The 2558-nt window shown below is 73.4% G+C and carries 2 protein-coding genes and 1 pseudogene; all 3 read right to left on the bottom strand.

Features of this window, described 5'->3' with window-relative positions; all coding sequences use genetic code 11:
- On the bottom strand, positions 1 to 284 hold a 284-nt coding region (locus tag ACVMLK_RS20685), incomplete at its 3' end, for a glycosyltransferase (protein WP_457487495.1).
- A complete protein-coding gene (locus ACVMLK_RS20680) occupies positions 281 to 1405 on the bottom strand; it encodes an FtsW/RodA/SpoVE family cell cycle protein (RefSeq protein WP_198366104.1) in 1125 nt (374 codons plus the stop codon). The genes ACVMLK_RS20680 and ACVMLK_RS20685, both read right to left, overlap by 4 nt.
- A pseudogene (murD, locus tag ACVMLK_RS20675) lies at positions 1405 to 2558 on the bottom strand (UDP-N-acetylmuramoyl-L-alanine--D-glutamate ligase); the annotation flags it as partial. The pseudogene murD and the gene ACVMLK_RS20680, both read right to left, overlap by 1 nt.

Genomic DNA, 2558 nt, shown 5'->3' with positions numbered 1-2558 from the left:
GCGCTGGGGCGCAGGCCCTGCAGCAGCCGCCGCGCCTGCACCATGCCGGCCGCCATCGCCACGGCCCCGGCCGCGGCGCGCCGGAGGCCGCGGCCCGCGAGGCCCGCGCCCTTCAGCACGTAGCGCTCGCCCTGCGCGAAGGAGGGGGTGACGTAATCGGCGCTGCGCGCATCGGTCATCAGCGCGATGCGGTGGCCGCGCCGCAGCAACTCCGCCGCCAGCGCCTCGGCGGGGAAGAAGTGTCCGCCGGTTCCGCCGGCGGCGATGACGATGGGAGCGCTCACGCGCCCTCCGCCATGCGGGCGATGCGCCGCCGCGTCAGGGCCAGCAGCATGCCCATGCCGGCGGCCACCGCGACGACGGAGGAGCCGCCGTAGGAGATGAAGGGCAGGGTCATGCCCTTGGTCGGGATCAGGTGCAGCGCCGAGCCCATGTTGATGAAGGCCTGCAGGCCGAACTGCGTCAGCAGCCCGGTGGCGGCCAGGATGATGAACATGTCCTTCTCGCCCAGCAGCCGCAGCAGGCCGCGCAGCACGATGAAGCCGAAGACGCCGAGGATCAGCAGCAGGATGACCAGGCCGAACTCCTCGCCGGCGACGGCATAGACGAAGTCGGCATGCGCGTCGGGCAGCAGGCCCTTGAGCCGGCCCTCGCCGGGGCCGACGCCGAGCAGCCCGCCATGACCGAAAGCCTCCATGGCGATGGTCACCTGGTAGGTGTCGCCCGAGGCGGGATCGAGGAAGCGGTCGATGCGCGACTGGAAGTGCGGCAGGGTGAAATAGGCGGCGATGGCGCCCAGCACGCCGGCCACGCCGCAGACGCCCACCAGCATCATGTTGATGCCGACGATGAAGAGCTGCGCGCAGAACACCGAGGCGACGACCAGCAGCATGCCGATGTCCGGCTGCTTGGCCAGCACCGCCACCACCATCAGGAACATCACGATGGCGGCCGCCGGCGCCCAGCGTCCCAGCGTCCTGGCCTCGGCCAGCAGCCAGGCGGCGACCACGGCGAAGCAGGGCTTCAGGAACTCGGAGGGCTGGATGGTCATGCCGGGAAGATGGATCCAGCGCCGCGCGCCCTTGATCTCGACGCCGATCGACAGCGTCGCGGCGGTCAGCAGCAGCGCGCCCAGGAAGCCCAGCAGCGCCACGCGCCGCACCTGCTTCACCGACATGAGCGAGATGGCGACCATGACGCCGGTGGCGGCGGCCAGGAAGAAGACCTGCTTCAGGATGAAGATGTCGCGCGAGGAGGCGCCGATGCGCTGCGCCACGCCCGGGCTCGCCGCCAGCAGCATGACATAGCCGAAGCCCACCAGCATCAGCAGCGCCGCGAGCGTCCAGCGGTCCACCGTCCACCACCAGCGCCCGACGACGGAGGTATCGGCACGGGAGAGGGCCATCACACGGTCTCCGGCAAGGCGGCGACGAGGGCGCGGAAGGCGTCGCCCCGCGCGTCGAAGCCGCTGAACTGATCGAAACTGGCGCAGGCCGGCGAGAGCAGCACCACGCCGGCGCCGAGCGCGCGCGCGGCGGCCAGCGCCGCCGGCACCGCCGCCTCCAGCGTGCCGGCGATCTCCACCGGCACGCCGGCGGCGGAGAGGGTGGCGGCGAAGTCCGCCGCGCTCTGGCCGATCAGCAGGGCGCGGGCGATGCGGGGGAAACACGGCGCCAGGCTGTCGATGCCGCCCGCCTTCGGCACGCCGCCGGCGATCCAGACGACGCGGTCGTAGCTGGCCAGGGCCCGCTCCGCGCTGTCGGCATTGGTCGCCTTGCTGTCGTTGATGAAGACGACGCCGTCGCGCGCGCCGACGCGCTCCTGCCGGTGCGGCAGGCCGGGAAAGCTGGCGAGGCCGGCTGCGAGGCCCTCGCGCGGCAGGCCGAGGGCGAGCGCCGTGGCGGCGGCGGCGGCGGCGTTCTGCGCGTTGTGGCGGCCGGGCAGGGCGGCGGCCTCGTCGAGATCGGCCAGGATGCCGCCGTCGTCGCGCAGCAGGCGACCCTCGGCCCAGACGCCGCCCGGCTGCGGCGTGCCGCCCGAGACGGGGATCACGCGCGCCGCGGTGGCGTGGGCGAAGCGCGGGCCGCTGGCATCGTCCATGCCGATCACCGCGGCATCGCCCTCGCCCTGGCGGTTGAAGATGCGCGCCTTGGCGGCCGCGTAGCCCTCCATGCCGCCATGGCGGTCGAGATGGTCGGGCGTCAGGTTCAGCTGCACGGCCACGTCGAAGCGCAGCGTCTCGACGCGCTCCAGCATGTAGCTCGACATCTCCAGCACGTAGGTGCCGTCCCCCGGCAGCAGCGGCAGGCCGAGGGCGGCCGGGCCGAGATTGCCACCCACGGCCGAGATCCGCCCGGCCTGCCGCAGCAGGTGGTGGATCAGCGCGGTGGTGGTGGACTTTCCGTTGGTGCCGGTGATGCCGACAAGGCGCGCCGTGCTGCCCGCGGCGCGCAGGGCGCGATGGAGCAGCTCGGCGTCGCAGAGCACGGGCACGCCGGCGGCCGCGGCAGGCGGTGCGGGATGCCGGGCGAGAGCAGCAGCGCGTCGAAGGGAAAGCC

Source organism: Teichococcus aerofrigidensis, from assembly GCF_054073225.1.
The sequence above is the reverse complement of the archived record's forward strand: the minus strand, read 5'-3'. Positions and strand labels throughout refer to the sequence as shown.